Origin of the sequence: Parabacteroides sp. AF27-14 (assembly GCF_003635425.1) — a bacterium.
In the GTDB taxonomy this organism is placed as follows: domain Bacteria; phylum Bacteroidota; class Bacteroidia; order Bacteroidales; family Tannerellaceae; genus Parabacteroides; species Parabacteroides distasonis.
Genome location: NZ_QTLZ01000003.1, coordinates 98,802 through 117,291, shown reverse-complemented (window position 1 = coordinate 117,291; position 18,490 = coordinate 98,802). Strand labels below are relative to the sequence as shown.

The window sequence follows — 18,490 nt, the reverse complement described above, 5'->3', positions numbered from 1 at the left end:
GTTTATTCCATACCGCTAGACAGGTATTTAAAAACAGACCAAGAAGTCCTGTAAATAGACTATACTCTTTTTATTGCGCTAAGGAGAACCGTAAACTAATACCATAGTTTGAGTTCGAAGTCGGGTAAGATGAGGTGGACACGATCGGCTCATTGATCTGTAAATCATAGAACGCTCTCAATGTCAAGGCACGACTTAACCCGTAATCCGCAGAGAACTGGATGGTCTTGGCGATATTCCCGCTGGTAGCCTGCGTAAACTGATCCTCTATCTTACGGATCAACGATTGCATTTTACGGTAAGAGAAATCTAAGCGGATCGTAAGATCATTACTGAAGTCCCGTGTCTTTTTCATTTTCAACACCTTGTTAAACTCAGTCAACTTATATCCTACTCCTATCACGAATTCGTTGGAAAGCGCTTCCACCAATTGGTAAGAGGAAATATTCAGGCTTAAGTTACGAGTCTTGCGCAACTCAAACTTACCGGTTATATTATTCAATAAAGTAGCGTCTACACCAAACAACGGGCTGAATCCTTCCGTGATACTCACGGCTGCTATATCATAAGGAGACGACGGTGTAGGATTACCGGTTTGGATATCACGGATATATCCCAAACCATCCTGCCCAGCATCTACCCAATCCAAGAAGGAGGAAAACGCACCTACGCTATAGGAACAACGATATTGATGACTCAACATCATGCTCTTAAAGTATTTGCGAATAACCGGTATACGGATCAAGCCATCATACGTAATACGCCAGTTCGGTAGCAGACTCTTAATGGACGGGAAGGCTGACAAGCCTACCTTATTCGGGTCCTTGCCTGTATAAGCCGCCAAGAAAGCAGGCACCAATACCTCCATGGAATTCAGACTTACACCTCCCCCTACGGCTGGATCATAAGGTTTTCCCGCTAAAGCATGCCCCGCCATAAAACCGGAACTCGGATAAACCGTACCGGAATATGTATCCGCCAAGCGCTGGGCGATCACGCTACGGTGAGCGATAAATTTATCGAACGCTTTCGAGGAATAACCGTTATTAGCGTTTCCGCTACCGCCGAAAGCGCTACCCAAGGCAATCGTCGTCATCGTAAAGCTACCTCCCATCTGCTCGGGCATACCGTCTTGCATATAATAGATATCGGTACTACGGGTATCTACCCGGTTTGCGTTCAAATCAATCTTCAAGCCGGCTATAGGTTCTAGATTCGCACGGATCGTAAGATTCTTCGCGCTATTGATCATGGCAGGCGTCGTCATATTCTCATTCTTTACCAACCAGCCCCGCTCGTCCGCCTCGTCGATAAAGCTCCTTCTTACCGCTCCAAAGGCAAAACCGAGTCCCGGAGCCAAAGTTCCTGTACGCCGTTGCCCGAACATATCACCAACCTCCGGAGCGTAACCACTCAACATCATACCGTCTATCAACGAGTACTGCACGTTTACCCGGCGCAGCATCATCAAGAAACGACTGCCATATTCCGCTACTTTCGTCAAGGTTCCTTCCAAAGGTTGCGGGCCGGGCACGATCGTCAACTTCAAATGAGCCGTATCTTTATTCAAGATCATGACTTGGGCATAATTGATCGGCTTATATTTAATTGAATAGACCTTCCCATCCGCTCCACGTGCCGTGATACGAACCTTCTTCGTAAACATTCCATGCTGCACGATCGTTCCACTATCCGGGCTCAATTGAATCTCTTTCTCTAGTTTCACCTCTTTCTTCTTTTTCTCCGGTTGACGAGCGCTTACCCGGGAAGAGGCCATAAATTTCTGGTTGATCTTCTTCAGATATTTATTCTTATTGTACAATGACTGCAAATTGAAACTACCCTGCCAGTCAAATTGACGTTGGTTCTTTATTATATTACCCTGTTCCAACTCAATACTAGCGACATTGGCTCCACGATCCCAGTTGTACGTGGCATTATAAGTCAATGAACTATTTACCCAGTCTAATGCCGGTATGAATTGCAATGGCATATTCCAAGTGACATTAAACGTTTGGTCATATTTCAAAGGAGTACCCAAATCACGGATACTTTGCTTCACGGAATCCTTCCATACCTGATAATCATCCGGATTCAATTTCTTATTCACTTGAACATTCGGTTCCTCGATGCGGGCATTCGTACCGGAAGTAAACGTCATGCTCAGATTATTCGTAAAGTCCCAACGCAAACTGAAGGCACGGTCCCACAAGAAATTGTGACTGAATGAGAGCAACTGGTTACCTCCATCCGTAGAACTTGTCAAATCCCTTAGCTTAATCTCATAGTAATTCCGCATCATCGCCGTCTGGAAACTAATATTCGACGGAACGTAATTCAGTCCGAATTGCTTGATATATTTTGTATATCCATTATTCTTCTTCAGCTTCTCGAAGGGTCGGAACGGTTTCACGTAAGGCGTATAGTTATAAGCGAAATTACCCCGGTAATCCTTGGTTGTCTCATATTCGGTCTCCGGATTCTTCTTACTGTTCTGGCTATAAGAGTAACCTAACGAGAAGTTCGCCGGATCATACGGCATCGGGTTCTTGCTACGGATATCCACCTTTACGTTATTGAATGATACACTCTTAATCGTGGTCTGGTCCAAAGAATAACTCTTGATGGAGTCTTTCTCGGCTTGGGTCTCTACCGCATCCAAAGCGTCCGAAAGCTTAATATCCTCATTCAACGGATCATACTCAGGAGTTGTAGTCTCTTTCGAATAAGCATAGTAAAAAGGTATGCTAACCTTTGCTTTCTCAGGGAACAACTTACCCAACTCAATCGAGGTCGCCACACTATATTGCGAATAATCATCCATCCGACGTTCGGCCAGCGACTGATCCAACGCACCGAAACCAGCGGTTTCCATTCGTCCACTTACATTGACTGTACCCAAATCTGATAAAGCGACGTTCAGATTCGCATTAGCGGCCCAACCGCCTTTCTCATCGAAATCGGTCATACGAAGTTCGTTTACCCAGACCTCACCGCTCTTGATATCACCCGTATTATTACGTACGCCGATCATGATCACTTTCACCTCCGCTAAGCTAGGGTTACCGATGATACTGATTTTATTACGCGTATTATCCGGATCATTTTTCGAATAAACCTTTTGGTAGCTTATATTTCCCTGTCCTTGACGTTTCAATTTATTTCGCTCCAACTTCAAGTCGGTTAGAGTCTCCAGTTTAAAATTCAAGGTATTATTTAAAGGCCATACTTTTTCTTGATCCGCGCTATTGTTCGTATTATAAAGAATAGTACTATGGGGAGTCAGATCCAAAGGCACCTCATACTCATAATAATTATTCTTATAGTCAGAACCTAAACGAATAAATACAGAGAAATCACCATTCGACAAAGTCTTGCTCTCATCAATCGGCGCTTCCGCATGAGCGAACATTTGTAATCGTTTATACCGGCGAAGGTCATAAGCGGTAGATTTATAAACCGCACGTGCATCCGCAGGAGATAAATCCGTTATTTTCATAGACAATGCCTGCTCGTTCTGTTGAAGCAACTGAGGCTGGCTGGAATCGAACATACGGCTGATACCCGGAGGCAACACATAGTTGACCGGCTGACGCTGCCCGTTCTCCTCTATATTTACAGAAGATACGACGATCTGTCCATCAGACTTTGGCGGAATAAGAGGATTTGACAAATCCTGCGTATAAGTACGCCAATCACCACGAACCAATTCCAAGGTACCGAAACGCAGAACCGTAGACTTACGGAATCCTGTCATATACATACGCATGAAACGGACTGTCTTGAAATCCCGGATCGCTCCAACCCTCTTCTCATAATCTTTAATAGGAATCTTAAATAGATACCATTTTACTTTCTCCTTATCACCATTCATTAAGGTTACTTCCGGAGTACGCTCATCAACGATGTTGTTTACACCGACCTGCAAATCTTTTGGACGGAGAGAGATCTTGTACTCAAAATATTTCTCTGTCTCATTCAACGTATTATCGCCATTGATATCTTCCACATCCGGTGTACTCTTTCCGGCTGTAGCATATCTTTGATCGGATTCTTGTGAGTTTCCCTCTGTACCGTTATATCGTTTATAGCGAGATAAGATATCCAACTCCTTAGCATCGTAATCATCCCCACGGAAATAGTGATAATTATCCCCGGCAGGATCGTTAAAAGGAGAAAACGGATCATCCATCATCTTAGAGATTGTCTCGCCGGATAGTTTCGCCCTCAATTTATTCAAATAATCCGCATACGTAGGGAAAATTTGCTCTTCCTCCGTAGAAAGACCGTTCAAACCGACATCTTGCAGCTCACGATTTTGGGCATCAAACGCATATCCCGTACTTTGCGTGCGAGGCACCTTACCCCAAACAGTCGTATCAACTTTCGACATATCACCGTCCACAGGCATACCATTCTCAAAGAATTTCCGCTCATCTTTCAAGATATCCTCGGAAATCTCACCCAAGTTAAAGTATAGGTCACCACCCTCGGCTGTCTCGTCCTCAAGATACGGGTCTAAAAGCCAGAATTCGATATATTCATAATTGGCAGATTCCAAATCGCTAGGCTCGATCTTGCGCATTACACCACCCCAACGTTTTTCCGGATTACCCAACGTACCGTCCGAGTTTACATTTTCCGCATCCAGGTTATACGGACCACGCTCATTCGGGTAAAAAGCGAGGTTTAATACAGGCAAAGTCGTATTATCATTGGTTCCCAACTCTTTATTCGGGAAGATCTCTTTATAACTGACTCCACGGGTGTAATGATTCGATAAATCATCATTCGTAAGATGTCGAGGGCGGGAAGAGGAACTCTTCCGTGTGAAGATTCCGTCTACCGTATACCAAGCCAACAAAGCTCTGTTTTTACCATAAGCGATATCGTTCACCTTCTCCGCTTCCGGAAATTTAGGATTCGAATCTTCATAGGGGGTACTCGCCAAGTTCCAAGCATACGGGTTCAAAAGATCCATACCACTTTGTGTAGACTCGAAGTCATCCAAATAAGAGTAACCACCCGTATATTGATTCTCATAATGTCCCGCTATTAAATGAGCGAATTCCGCATTGAATGAGATTTGGCTAGGTTTGGTCAATGTCAACAAGGGTAACTTATCAAATACATTTGTCAACCACTGGCTCTCGGCTTTATAAGAGGTATTCAAGCCCCATAAAGTATTCTTTATAGACTCATCTCCCAAAGTGGTTTTTACCGTAAGAGGCATTTCCGACATATGCATAACCGTGGCACCGACCATGAAGTCCTTATTGAACTGGTAATTCAAGTCTAACCCGATCATCGTCTTTCGCTGCATATTAAAAGTAGACTGGTTCTCCAGAGATACGCTAACGGGTGTCCCACTCGATATGATGCTCTCATTCAAGATCGTCACACGTCCTAAACTGTAATCTACCGTATAATCCACATTCTCGGTCAGTGTAGCTCCTCCTGCCGTGACACGTACGGATCCACGGGCCACGTTAGTAGCTCCCAAGTCGATCTCCGAACCCGACGAGGCTTTATACTCACCACTTAAAAGAAATTTATTTTTCTCGGCGATCTGGCGAGCAACAGTTAATGTCGAGTCATACAACTCTTGGAATACATATTTACTGGCATAGGCATTACCTACCTTTTCCCGTAATTTCGAGCCGAAAGGTTGTACACAAGGGAATATAATCTTACCGGTCTCCGCCTGTATCGTATAACCGTCAATAAAATCAAAGAAACCATCCGGATTCGGATTGTCATAGGTATCCAAGCGATCCAGCCCTAATACCCGAATCAAGATTTGATTCGCACAATTACCTTCCGGAAGATAGTTTACATACGTACCGGTAGAATCGCTCTGGTAGGTAACGTTTAACTTAAACTTCTCTTTCTGCACCGAATAAGCACCCAATGAGTATACGTTCTTCATCATCAAGTCCCAGAACATCATATCAGGCGACATCGTGATGCCCTTTAGCAACTTCACATAAATACAGTCGCTCGTATTCTCTTTATTATCCGTAGAGAACTCACCGACTTGATAGGTCTTGCCATTATAGATAAAACTAAAAGCGACACCCAATACCTCATCAGCCTGTAACTGAGTCCTCAAAGAAATATAACCCAATTTCTTGTTTAATGTATACTCAGATGACTCTAGCAAACGGGCACTCTCGATTTTTTCAAAATCCCGTCCTCCCTCCATGGCACCTTTCAAAGCATCATTCACCATATTAATCTTACGGGCACCCGTAAATTGAGTGGTTAAAGTCGTATATAAATTGTTTGCGGAATTATTCGGACGCCTATCCGTTCCGGAAGGCATTACCAAGGCTGTATTACCGATATTACGAGATTCATTTTCTCCCAAATCAGTGAAAGCTACGATATTGCGGGACTGGTCATAATTACCTCGTTTATTGGTCACCCACACTTCTATCTTAGAGATCTCGATACCGGAGGTGACGGTAGGCAAAGACTCCATAAACTTATCGTAGTTATCATAGAAATAATGGCCCAAGAAGAAGTGACGGTTCTCGTCGTATTCATCCACCTTGATCTCGAAGGGCTTCGTCTGCACGCCCCCTTTTGAGCTAACCGTCTTGGATTCAGATTCCTGCTGGGCAAACAAGGCGTTCACTCGCAACTTACCAAATTGTAAATCCGCTTTCATACCAAATAAAGCCGCACCTCCATTAATCAAGGAATTGCTGGTATTCATGCTCACGTTACCGGCTTCCAACGATTTGATAATCTCATCCTCCTCGCCCGTATACGCCAACTTCAATTTCTTGGAATCGAAATCAAAAGAGGTCTCGGTATTGTAATTCATTCCGAAATTCACCTTGCTACCCACCGAGGCTTGTACATTTAACTGCACACTCTCGTCAAAATTGAAGAAAGTACGTTTACGGGAACGCTCCGGAAGAGAAGGATCATTATTCTTATTCGTCTTCAATCCCATCGTGATCTCGGCCGAACCTTGTGTTCTTACACGTACTCCACCGGGGCCGAAAATACGTTCCGCCGCACCGATATTAAACTGCATATCGGTTAAGTTAAACTGTTTATTCGTAGCTTTTTGGAATTCTTCCTCGTTCTTTTGGCGGAAATAGGAACGAAGTGATTGTTGCATAGAATAATCTTGGTATTCCGCTGGGGTTAAACTCATCGGCGTACCAATCTCCATATCGCCTAATTTCGTACGAACAATATACGTATTCGTCTTTAAATCATACTCAATCGTAGTCTTGACATTCTCCGGATCACGCAAATCGGCAGGTGATTGTTTCACGATATCTTGATATTCCTCCGGTGTAGTTTTAGCTACCGGATAACGGGGAGGAATCGTATCCTCCGGAGCTTCCAGCAACTCCAATTCCGGCAAAGATGATGTATACGCAAGGTAATCAGCATTCAGCGAATACAAGCCGACACCAAACAATAATACAACGATCCATATGGAATATTTCAGTATTCGTTTTCTCATTTTCTCATTTAATTGTCAATTGTTAATCGTTAATCCTCAATTGTCAATTATCAAAGCATTCTAAGCGCAGTTTTAATTACTTGTTCCACAGCTAAAGTGGGCGAGCCTTTCAAAATAGCGGATACCGCTTTTTGCGAAGCCGCTTTCTGGAAACCCAACATAACCAATGCGGCTACGGCCTCCTCGGTTACCGCTCCATTAGAGACTGATGCCTCCGGCAAGTTTCCGGCCATACTCTCCATAGGTTTCACCTTATTTTTCAAATCTACCAAGATACGCTGGGCCGTCTTCAAACCAATCCCTTTCACGGCAGTCAATGCGGCCTCATTCTTTGAACCGATCACTTGAACCAATTCGGAGGGCGGTAGAGAAGAAAGGATCATGCGTGCGGTATTCGGTCCCACTCCAGAAACGGAAGTAAGCAAAAGGAACAACTCCCTTTCGATTTTCTCGGCAAAGCCAAATAGTAAATGAGCATCTTCCCGGATTACCTCATATATATATATTTTTCCGGTAGTCTTGTTCCCAAACGCACTATATGTATTCAAGGATATATTCAGCTCGTAGCCTATACCACCACACTCCAAAATCATACGTGTAGGTGTAAGTTCCACGATTTCACCCTTTATATATTCTATCATCTATATATCTTTTTAATATTCCGTACCTATTATAACGCAAAATTAATCAAAAACGTATATCGGGTTACCATTCTTTTCCCGGATAAGGAACCTTAAAGGTTTCAAAACAACCCCGATCCTGCAATGTCACATAACATTGACGATGATCAGGTCCTCCAAATGTTAAGTTAGACGGCTGTTTTCCTGTCAATTGAATCTCTTCAACTAAATCTCCTTGCGGATTTAACAAAGCTATAGTACCCTTATCATAACGGCAAATATAAAGATTTCCTTTCTCGTCACACTTCATACCATCCATACCGTACCCCTCAAAAGTATGAAATAGACGTTTATTCCTTAAAGTACCATCCGGGCATATATCATATACCCAGACTTTTAATTGGGCAGATTCATTAACGTACAAGCGTTTACCATCCTCACTCACAGCAATGCCATTAGTCGTTCCCATATTCGTCTCCAATAAGGAGACTTTCGCATCCGGGGTAATCAACCAAAGTTGGCCTTTTTGATTCGGCCAATCCGGGTCACTCGCATAGATATTTCCATTTGGCGCGAATACGATATCGTTTGGTTGATTCATCTTTGGCTCATGAGCGAATACGCTGATCTTCTTAGATCTCATATCCACTTTTAAGATATTATGCCCTGTATAATCCGCCACGTACATATTTCCGTCTTTCCCGAAGCGGATACTATTCCCGGTAGATCCTTCCGGCAAAGTGAGAAAACAGCCATGGCTACCATCTGGGCGTACAATACCGATCGTCCCTTCTTTCTTATAATTTACGGCATATAAATTTCCTTCGCTATCTACAGCCGGCCCTTCTATACCGGAAGTAAATGTGTGCTCTGGCATCCAACCCGTTGCTTTCAATACATTCTGGGCATTTAAAGAAATCCCACAATACAGAATACCACACAGCAGACTAGCAATGACCTGTATACTTTTCATTTTCAATAATTTTACTGTTTCCAAAAACCGGGGACTAATATCGTTAATACCGTAAATATCTCCAGACGCCCTGTTAACATCAAAAAAGACAGAAACCATTTCGACACCGTGGGGACATCCGCAAAATTACTTACCGGACCAAGCGTTCCCAAGCCGGGCCCAACGTTACTTATAGCAGAAACAGCGGCACCAATCGCCTCCGAAAATCCCATCCCATCCAAAGATAAAGCCAAACAGCTCACCACGATTAACGTAATATAAGCGAACACAAAAGCTAACACACGGTGTACGATATCACCAGATACGACATGCCCGTTCATTCGTACTGGAATCACCGCATGGGGATGTGTCTGTTTCTTAAATTCATTGGAGAGATTCTTCGTTAAAATAACGAAGCGTCCCATCTTCAAGCCACCGCAAGTAGATCCGGCGCATCCACAAATAAACATCAAGATCAATGCGATAAACCAGAAAAACGGTCCCCAAGGAATATAGTCATCCGTAGCGAATCCACAGGTAGAAACCAAGGTCACCACTTGGAAAGCCGCCTTACGGAACGCATTCTCTACATCCGAGGCGAATCCAAGGTACAAGATCCACACCATGACAACGATAATAGCACTTAAAACAAAAAAGAAAAACCAGCGAAACTCCTCATCTTTAATCAATTTCTTCACATTTCCATTAAAACAGAAATAAACCAATGTCATATTGGTAGCTCCGATAAACATGAAAATAGTTATTACATACTCTATATAAGAGGAATTCCAATAAGCGATACTTGCGTTTTTGGTTGAATATCCACCAGTAGATATAGCCGTGAACGCATGATTTACCGCATCATACAAATTCATCGGACCAGCCCATAAAAGGCCGACTAAAAAAAGTGTCAGAAAAACATACACCCCCCACAGGCGTTTAGCGACTTGCGTAATACGAGGACGAAAACGTTCATGGGTTATACCGGGCGTTTCGGCATCAAACATCTGCGAGGCACCACCTCCGAAAATAGGCATCAAAGCCACGGTGAATACGACCATACCGATACCTCCCTGCCACTGTGTAAGACTCCGCCAGAATAAGATACCTTTAGGCAATGCCTCTATATTCGTTAAAATAGTAGAGCCGGTAGTCGTAAATCCGGACATGGTCTCGAAAAAGGCATCGGTCACATTATCTATATATCCTCCAATATAGAATGGTAACATTCCAAATAAAGAGAATAAAATCCAAGTCAATGTCACGATCAACATTCCTTCCCGCCGGCCGGCCGAGTGTTCATTCGCCTTAAAGCCCATAGAGTAGAACAAAAAACCGGTCCCGAATAAGATTCCGCTTGAAATAAGAAGCGGATATACATCACTCCCCCGATAAAGGAAAGCTACGACGGTAGCGGCCAGCATAAAAAAAGTCTCAAGGATGAACATCACCCCTAGCATCTTCACTATAAAACGTACGTTCAACATAACTATCAACTAGTTAAAGTAGTCCTCCAGCTTACGCATAGCCGTATCCAAGCAGAATACGACAACATGATCGTATGCCTGTATCTGAGTATCACCCTTGATCATCATAGGTTCACCGTCACGAATCAACCCACCGAGAGTCATATCTTTCGGCAGACGGAGATCCTTGACTTGTTTCTTGGTAATCTTTGAATCCGGGCGAGCCACCAACTCCGCCACATCCGCATTCGCAAAGGTCAAACATTTCACGTTAGAGACATCCGCATCCAAAAGAAATTGATAGATATGGCTGGCTGCTATCAGCTTTTTGTTGATAACCGAACCGATGTCCATACTTTCCGCCAATTGGATATAATCGATATTCTCAATCTTAGCGATTGTCTTAAACACACCTAAACGCTTAGCGGCCAGACATGCCAATATATTCGTGCTGGAATTTTCCGTCAAAGCTATAAAAGTCTGCGCATCCTTGATGCCTTCTTGCATCAACAAATCAGTATCACGGCCGTCTCCGTTTATAATCAAGACATTACTAGGCACTACCTCAGCGATTCGATGACTTTTCTCTTTATTAGCCTCAATTACTTTTACCCGGATGTTATTAGGTAAATATTGGCAAGCACGGATAGCGATACGGCTTCCTCCCATAATAATAACCTTCTTTACTTCCGGATCTTTCTTTCCGGCCAGTAAGCGCACATCCTCTATATGAGATCGGGTCGTCGTAAAGAATACGATGTCACCAGACTCTATCCGGTCCGTACCACGGGGGATTATCGTCTCGTTCTTTCGCTTAATAGCGACAATATGATATAGCTTCTGCTCATTTAGCAATTCGGCCAATACCCGGTTCACCAAACGGGAATTATCCCGAACTTTAACACCTATCAGAATTAAAGCTCCACCAAACAGCTCCCAATATTGGCGTGTCCACGGACGGCGTACAGCTGTCACGATCTCCTTAGCCGCCAACATCTCAGGATAAATCATCGAGTTGATTCCTAATTTCTCGAACAGCTCTTTATTTTTGGGTAATAAATATTCGTAATTATTGATTCGGGCCAACGTACGATGCGCTCCTAGATTATGAGCCAACATACAAGCCGTCACATTGGTAGTCTCCTCGGGAGTAACACTTACGAACAAGTCCGCTTTCTTGATCCCCGCTTCCTCCAAATCTCTAAGCGAGGTCGGATTCCCGACCATAGGGAGAATCTCCATGCTAGATTTTGAGAAATTCAGCCGTTCCTCATTCGGATCCATCAAAATGATGTCCTGATTCTCTTGAGATAACATTTTCGCTAAATGTGTACCTACTTCTCCCGCACCGGCTATGACAATTTTCATATTTTATTAATTGACAATAATCAATTCTCCTTTTTCAACTGTTTCGCAATGCTCTCGGCATCCATACCACATAATTGATACAGTTCCGGTATAGAACCATGCTCGATAAACGCATCCGGCACTCCGATACGCTTTACATGAGGCGTATAACCATTGTCTGCCATAAACTCAAGGACAGCGCTACCAAAACCACCTTTTATCACTCCATTCTCTACCGTAATAATACGGTTATATTTCCGCCCGATCTCATGCAACAGCTCCTCATCCAACGGTTTCAAGTAGATCATATCGTAATGGGCTATCGATACCCCCTCTTCTTTCACCATCTCGATGGCTTTGATCACCTCGTTTCCGATCGGTCCGATAGAAAGTACGGCGATATCATCCCCGTCACGCAACTTTTTCCCTTTTCCTATAGGCAATACTTGCATCTCGTTACGCCAATCTTTCATCTCCCCCTTACCTCTAGGGTAACGGATTACGAACGGGCCATTAAAAGCAGCATAGCCTGTATACATCAAATTCCGTAAATCCAACTCATTCAATGGGGAAGCGATTACCAAATTCGGTATCGGACGAAGATATGCTAAATCAAACACGCCATGATGTGTAGCTCCATCCTCTCCCACTAATCCCGCACGATCCAGACAGATCACCATATGTAGTTTTTGCAAAGCTACATCATGGATAACCATATCATACGCACGCTGCATAAACGAAGAATACACGTTGCAGAAAGGTATCATTCCCTCCTTAGCTAATCCGGCAGAGAAAGTTACGGAATGTCCTTCCGCAATTCCCACATCAAACGCACGATCCGGGAAGGCTTTCATCATATAAGTCATCGAGCAACCGGAAGGCATAGCCGGAGTTACGCCTACAATACGTTCATCTTTCTCCGCAAGCTCTACCAATGTATGACCGAAGACGTCTTGATATAATTGAGGTTCATCTAATTTACGAACGATAATACGCTGGCCGGTTTCCTTATTGAACTTTCCGGGAGCATGCCATTCCGTAGCAGACTCTTCCGCAGGTTTAAAGCCTTTTCCTTTTTTCGTTTTGATGTGCAACAGCTTAGGGCCTTGCATATCTTTTATATCATTCAATACCTTCACCAGATAATTTACATCATGCCCATCCACCGGACCAAAGTAACGGATGCTGAAGCCTTCAAATAAATTATGTTGCTGGGTAAGCAATGCTTTAAGGCTATTGTTAAAACGTAAGATGTTTTCCCGGCGATCGTTATTGATGAGCTTGATCTTCTTTAAGCCTCGATACACATCGTATCTCATTTTATTATAGGCTTGACTCGTCGTTATATCCACTAAATACTGGCTAAGACCACCTACGCTATGATCTATCGCCATATCGTTATCATTCAAGATAATCAACAAATTATTAGGGTTGGCAGACGCATTATTTAACCCCTCGAAGGCGAGTCCTCCGGTCATAGCGCCATCCCCGATCACGGCGATCACATGGCGATCCAGTTCCTTCTTCAAGGCCGAGGCTACCGACATACCCATCGCCGCAGAGATTGAATTTGAGGCGTGCCCGGCGATAAAAGCGTCATACTCACTTTCCGCAGGATTAGGGAAGCCGCTAATTCCTTTAAACTTACGGAGCGTATGGAAAATATCTTTCCTTCCTGTAAGTATTTTATGTCCGTAAGCTTGATGCCCGACATCCCAGACAATACGGTCATAGGGGGTATTGAATACATAATGAAGGGCGACTGTCAGCTCTACCGTACCAAGGCTTGCACCTAGGTGACCGGGATTCTCAGACAAAACATCGATAATATATTGACGCAAATCGGCACATACCTGCTCCAACTTATCCTGTGACAAATGTCTCAGGTCTTCCGGAAAATGAATGCTATCCAATAGGTGTTCAACTTTGCTTTCAGCCATGTCTGCTAATTTTTCTGGCAAAAATACAGAATAAACGGCATATATAATAGTATTGTTCTGTCATTTCTTAGACAAGGGGGAAATCCATATTGATTTTAACAGCTAAATCCTATAAAATTTCACAGTTATGTTTTTTTCAAAACATAGTTATGAGTTGTGAATTTCATAACTATGAATTTTTCAAGTTATAATATAGTCATGAAATAACACCATTTGGAAATAAAAATAGCCCAACCACACCAAATTTGATCTCTTAAAAAGTACAATAAGTCTAATATTTCCAAACCATTACCTATACACCTAATAATCAACATACAATAAAATCGTATCTATCCAAGCTCCGATTAGTATCCATAGTATTTTGAATTTCTATTAATACTAATCGCTATTTCTATGAATAGTAAATCAGCCTACAATGGAGCCTATTTTCAAGAAATATACAATAAACAGAATGACTCCCGGCTGATTAATAATACGTTTAGCGGTAAAACATATACATAGATACGTTTTCAAGTAAAGATTCGTATTTGGTACAGTTGTCCAAATAAAAAAGAGCTGTGCTTCCCATTTTACCGAGAAGCTTAACAGCTCTTTCTTCTTACAAAACCTCTTAATTTTTTATTCCAAGGTAAAGCTACCGGTCAAGTGTCCCAACCGATGTAACAACACAACCTGATACTGGCCATTTGCTTCTCCCGCTAAAGAGAAAGAATAAGTTCCACCTGCCTCTGAAGAAACAACATCTTCATAGACTTTCACTCCTTTATCATTCATGACACATACGGTCAAGTTTGATAAAGCATCTTCAAAGCTCAAGGAAAGGATGTCTCCTTCGATTGATACAACTGGAGGACGGTTTGTGTTAACGGAACGATAATATTCATCATCCCAAATACCTTCGGTTGGAATATTATCTCCAAACAAAGGTTGTACTAATAACATTGCAAATAAAATTGCACAAAAGGTAAATCGGTTTACATTTCTCATAATAACATTGTGTATTAATTGTGCAACAAACATACAGCGATCCTTTCAAAAATACAGGCATATCTATTGCACAAAATATGCACAAATACAATTAAAACTCACGAATGAACCTATCAAACTTCTCAGACGACCCTGTATCTGAATGTATTTTCTCATAAAGACGTTTTCGAATCATAGAAACATTTGTCGGGGTTGTTACTATCAACATCGCAATAGTAACTGGAGGTACATTTGCTTTAACCAAACAACTTACTCTTAATTCTGTTGTAGTCAACTTTGGCGCTACTCCCATTAAACGATGGGTAAAATTATCGTATGCTTCGTCTATCGCTTTAAATAATTGACACCAATCCTCTTCTTTAGGCCTCCATTCATCTTTAATGTGGAAACGATAATAAATATCAGAAACACAAAACTTGTCTATCAAAAGCTGGCTCTCTGTTTTGACACATTCTAAGCGTTGAATTTCAGCTTCTAACTTCATCTTTTGAAGAGCCATAAGTTCCTTCTCTTTTTCACTATATGCAACAGAAGATTGTTGTAATAGCCTTTCTAAATCAGCTATTTTTTCCTCATTTTCATTTATACGGGCTTGGTCTTCTTCCCGCTTCTTTTTTAAAGCGACTAATCTATCTTGGTGCTCTTGCAAACGTATTTTCTTCTTTTTTAACTGTATATATGATACAACAATGACAACACACACTCCGATTAAACAACCTACAACAATCATACACATATATAAATTATTAACCTTTATACGTTCCAGTAAGATTGTTGCATGCAATAATTTAGCTTCTGACTGATGATAGTCATAGATATTTTCGACTCTTCGGATTGATTCTGTTTGCTTCACTAGGCTTATTGAATCTCTTAACATCTCATACCTCATTTGATTCTCGGCATATTTTTCCCACTGCTTTTGTCCTTTCTCTAACTGCGCTAAAAAATAATAAGCACCAGCTCGAGTCTGTAACCTAGAACTATGTATACAAATGTTCAAAAAGTGATATGCAGAATCTATCTGACTTGTTTTTTGATACAACTTGCCTAGCGCTAAACAAACTGATTCCAACATATTCTCTTTCAATGGATACTTTAATGTCTCATTAAGAAAATAATAACCTTTCGGATATTCTCCCTTTTCGATATACAAATTACCTAATTCTTTATATATCGAAAGCTTACTAGATCGACTTCCAAGAGTAAGCGCTTTTTCATAACACATAATAGCACTATCTTTTTTTGACAAAATAGTAAAAGCTCTTCCTATATCTCTCAAAGCAAAAGACTGACCAATAGAATCCCCTAAAGTCTCAAAGCAATTCAAAGCTTTTTTTTGATATGGAATAGCTTTTTCATATACTTCTTGATAAGTATACAGCATTCCTATACTATTATATATACGCCCAAGTAGCGCATAATCTTCTACTTCACTCTCTTCTTGCAATGCTTTTAAATAGAAGTCCTGCGCATGAAGAGCATCACCTAGGTCTTGGTTTATTCTCCCTCTATAATACCAAGCCTTCGCTTTTCTTCCCCAATCTTCGGTTTTATCAAAATATTGAGTAGAAATAGCGATCAACGAATCTGAAGTAGGTTTGACATAAGTCTTATTTTGAGCTTCTGTCAAAAGCAGGTAGTACATAGCACGATCCTTTTCTGAAAGATCATTTACATCTTGTATTGTTGATAGCAATGTTAAAACGCTATCGGGATGTTGGGACATTATCTTTTCCGCATGTTCATATAGACCTGAGTGATGGCTACATGACATTAGTCCAGTAATAAAGAACAGAAAAAAGACGTATAGATTGTTTTTCATACTCTGTAACATTTTTATTTTCCACAAATGTAAGTAAAATCTCTAATCCTAAAAGTCTTGATTTTTACTGAATTAGACACATACAAGGATTTACGGGTATTTGTATTCCTCCATCTGTTTTGAAAATCAAAACGGATCAAACACCCCGCAAATAAGAAGTAAGTTTAAACTCTTTTACCTTTTAAATACACACAGAAGCACTAGAATACGCAGGATTACTCTAGTATTAGGGCAACAAAGACAACACAAGAGAGTGAACCTTGCCATTGCTGGCAACTACCTGTTCACCCGAAGCCCAGTTCTCTCCTCCATTGAAATCTGATATTTTTCCTCCGGCCTGCAATAGAATCAAGGCACCAGCGGCTACGTCCCAAGGGCCTAAATAGGCTTCTATACGGGCATCAAAACGTCCTGCTGCCACATAACACAGTTCAGCGGCGGCAGATCCCATCAAACGGGTACCTCCCGCAAAACCATACAACCTATCAACCAAATGAGCGGCTACCGGACGATAAGCATCAGAGTTATAAGGGAAACCCAATGCGATAAATGCCTTATCCAATACTGATACATCCGATACATATATCTCATTCCCATCCAAGTAAGCCTTACCGCCTTTCACGGCATAGAAACACTCGTCCCTACACACCTCATAGACTACTCCTAACAATAACTCCTTCCGATTTCTTAAAGCGATACTCACGCAATAAGGTGCGATATCATGAATATAGTTTGAAGTACCGTCCAATGGATCAATTACCCAACAATATTCCTCATCGGTCAAACTTCCAGAGCCTTCCTCCGCGATAAAACCAGCCTCGGGTAGCAAAGTAGACAAAGCCTCTATGATCTGTCGTTCCGATTCTTTATCCACATAAGATACATAGTTATGAGCACTTTTTTCCTCCACTAAGTTCCGGTCAAACTTTCGGCGTTCTTCTTTTAAGAATGTCGCAGAAGCACGAGCTATTTCTCGAACCTCCTTACACAAATAGGCTAAATCTAATTCCATACCGTTCATTTTATTTTGGCAAATGTAATGATTTCCATTTATAGTAATCTCATTTTAGCGACAAATGAGACCACATAGAAACGTAAAAATAATACCTATTACGAATTTACCCTAAAACTCTGCCTTTAAGAAATATTATATTATCTTTGTGTTATGTTCAGCTAAAAAGATTGAGCTATGAAAACAATACATTATCTTTCAATCATCATCTTATCATTCAGCAGTCAAATACTTTTGGCACAGAATGATACTTTAGTCGGTGTATTGCGTGACATCAGCGATAAAATAATCAAACGCTATCCGGTCACGCTAGGCAGTCAGAATCCGATCACCGTGAAAACGAACAAACATGGCGTATTCACCATCCCGGGGGCTAACCTGAATGATACCTTGTTCGTCACTATTAAGAAAACAAGAAATATAGTCAAAGTCCCAGTCAACGGATACAATTATATAACCATTACTTTAGAGAATAGCACATTCAACGCAAAGCGTAGTTTTGAACCGGATGAGGCCCTGAAAGAAATTATGGAAAGGGAACGAAACAAAATAGTAAGCTCAAGCGTTATGAATAAAGAAGAGATACAGAAAACCGGATGCCGGGATCTCTATTGCCTGCTACGAAGGATGAGTGGCATAACATTCGCCGATGGTTCCGTACGCATCCGTGCGAGCGTTTCCCTAAACAGTCCTAGTGACCCGCTAGTAGTGGTAGACGGTATACCGATGGACCTATCTGTTCTAAACACGATTCCCGTCGAAGATGTCTCGGAATTAAAAGTATTGAAAGACGCCGGTGAATACGGGGTAAGAGGCGCAAACGGAGCGATCGTCATAAAAACAGGCAAATAAACA

General features: G+C 41.8%; 10 protein-coding genes. 1 reads left to right on the top strand and 9 read right to left on the bottom strand.

Going from position 1 to position 18,490, the window contains the following annotated elements:
• Nucleotides 1-70 precede the first annotated feature (70 nt).
• The 9 genes from sprA to DWY79_RS04375 all read right to left on the bottom strand — a co-directional run bounded on the left by sprA (nt 71) and on the right by DWY79_RS04375 (nt 17,635).
• Nucleotides 71-7,489, bottom strand: a complete 7,419-nt coding sequence (gene sprA, locus DWY79_RS04415) for a cell surface protein SprA (protein ID WP_122368923.1) — start codon at nt 7,487-7,489, stop codon at nt 71-73.
• A gap of 50 nt (nt 7,490-7,539) precedes the next feature.
• Entirely contained in the window at nt 7,540-8,130 is a 591-nt protein-coding gene (ruvA, locus tag DWY79_RS04410) for a Holliday junction branch migration protein RuvA (RefSeq protein WP_005866654.1), read from the bottom strand.
• Nucleotides 8,131-8,194: 64 nt separating this feature from the next.
• A complete protein-coding gene (locus DWY79_RS04405; RefSeq protein ID WP_122368922.1) occupies nt 8,195-9,082 on the bottom strand; it encodes an SMP-30/gluconolactonase/LRE family protein in 888 nt (295 codons plus the stop codon).
• 11 nt (nt 9,083-9,093) lie between these two features.
• Nucleotides 9,094-10,548 carry a TrkH family potassium uptake protein gene (locus tag DWY79_RS04400; RefSeq protein WP_005861045.1) on the bottom strand — a complete coding sequence of 485 codons (1,455 nt, stop codon included), beginning with the start codon at nt 10,546-10,548 and terminating at the stop codon, nt 9,094-9,096.
• A 9-nt stretch (nt 10,549-10,557) separates the two neighbouring features.
• Complete coding sequence (gene trkA, locus DWY79_RS04395) at nt 10,558-11,895, bottom strand: Trk system potassium transporter TrkA (protein WP_005861043.1); 1,338 nt, start codon at nt 11,893-11,895, stop codon at nt 10,558-10,560.
• Between the two features lie 20 nt (nt 11,896-11,915).
• Nucleotides 11,916-13,814, bottom strand: a complete 1,899-nt coding sequence (gene dxs / locus DWY79_RS04390) for a 1-deoxy-D-xylulose-5-phosphate synthase (RefSeq protein WP_008773943.1) — start codon at nt 13,812-13,814, stop codon at nt 11,916-11,918.
• Between the two features lie 618 nt (nt 13,815-14,432).
• Complete coding sequence (locus tag DWY79_RS04385) at nt 14,433-14,801, bottom strand: DUF3244 domain-containing protein (RefSeq protein WP_057319232.1); 369 nt, start codon at nt 14,799-14,801, stop codon at nt 14,433-14,435.
• A 91-nt stretch (nt 14,802-14,892) separates the two neighbouring features.
• Nucleotides 14,893-16,623, bottom strand: coding sequence for a tetratricopeptide repeat protein (locus tag DWY79_RS04380; RefSeq protein WP_057319292.1), 1,731 nt, complete (start codon nt 16,621-16,623; stop codon nt 14,893-14,895).
• 226 nt (nt 16,624-16,849) lie between these two features.
• Nucleotides 16,850-17,635, bottom strand: a complete 786-nt coding sequence (locus DWY79_RS04375; protein ID WP_121962159.1) for an inositol monophosphatase family protein — start codon at nt 17,633-17,635, stop codon at nt 16,850-16,852.
• A 177-nt stretch (nt 17,636-17,812) separates the two neighbouring features.
• Between DWY79_RS04375 and DWY79_RS04370 the strand changes: the two genes are divergently transcribed.
• The gene (locus DWY79_RS04370) at nt 17,813-18,487 is read left to right on the top strand and encodes a TonB-dependent receptor plug domain-containing protein (RefSeq protein ID WP_048927898.1); all 675 of its coding nucleotides are present in this window, start codon (nt 17,813-17,815) and stop codon (nt 18,485-18,487) included.
• Nucleotides 18,488-18,490 lie beyond the last annotated feature (3 nt).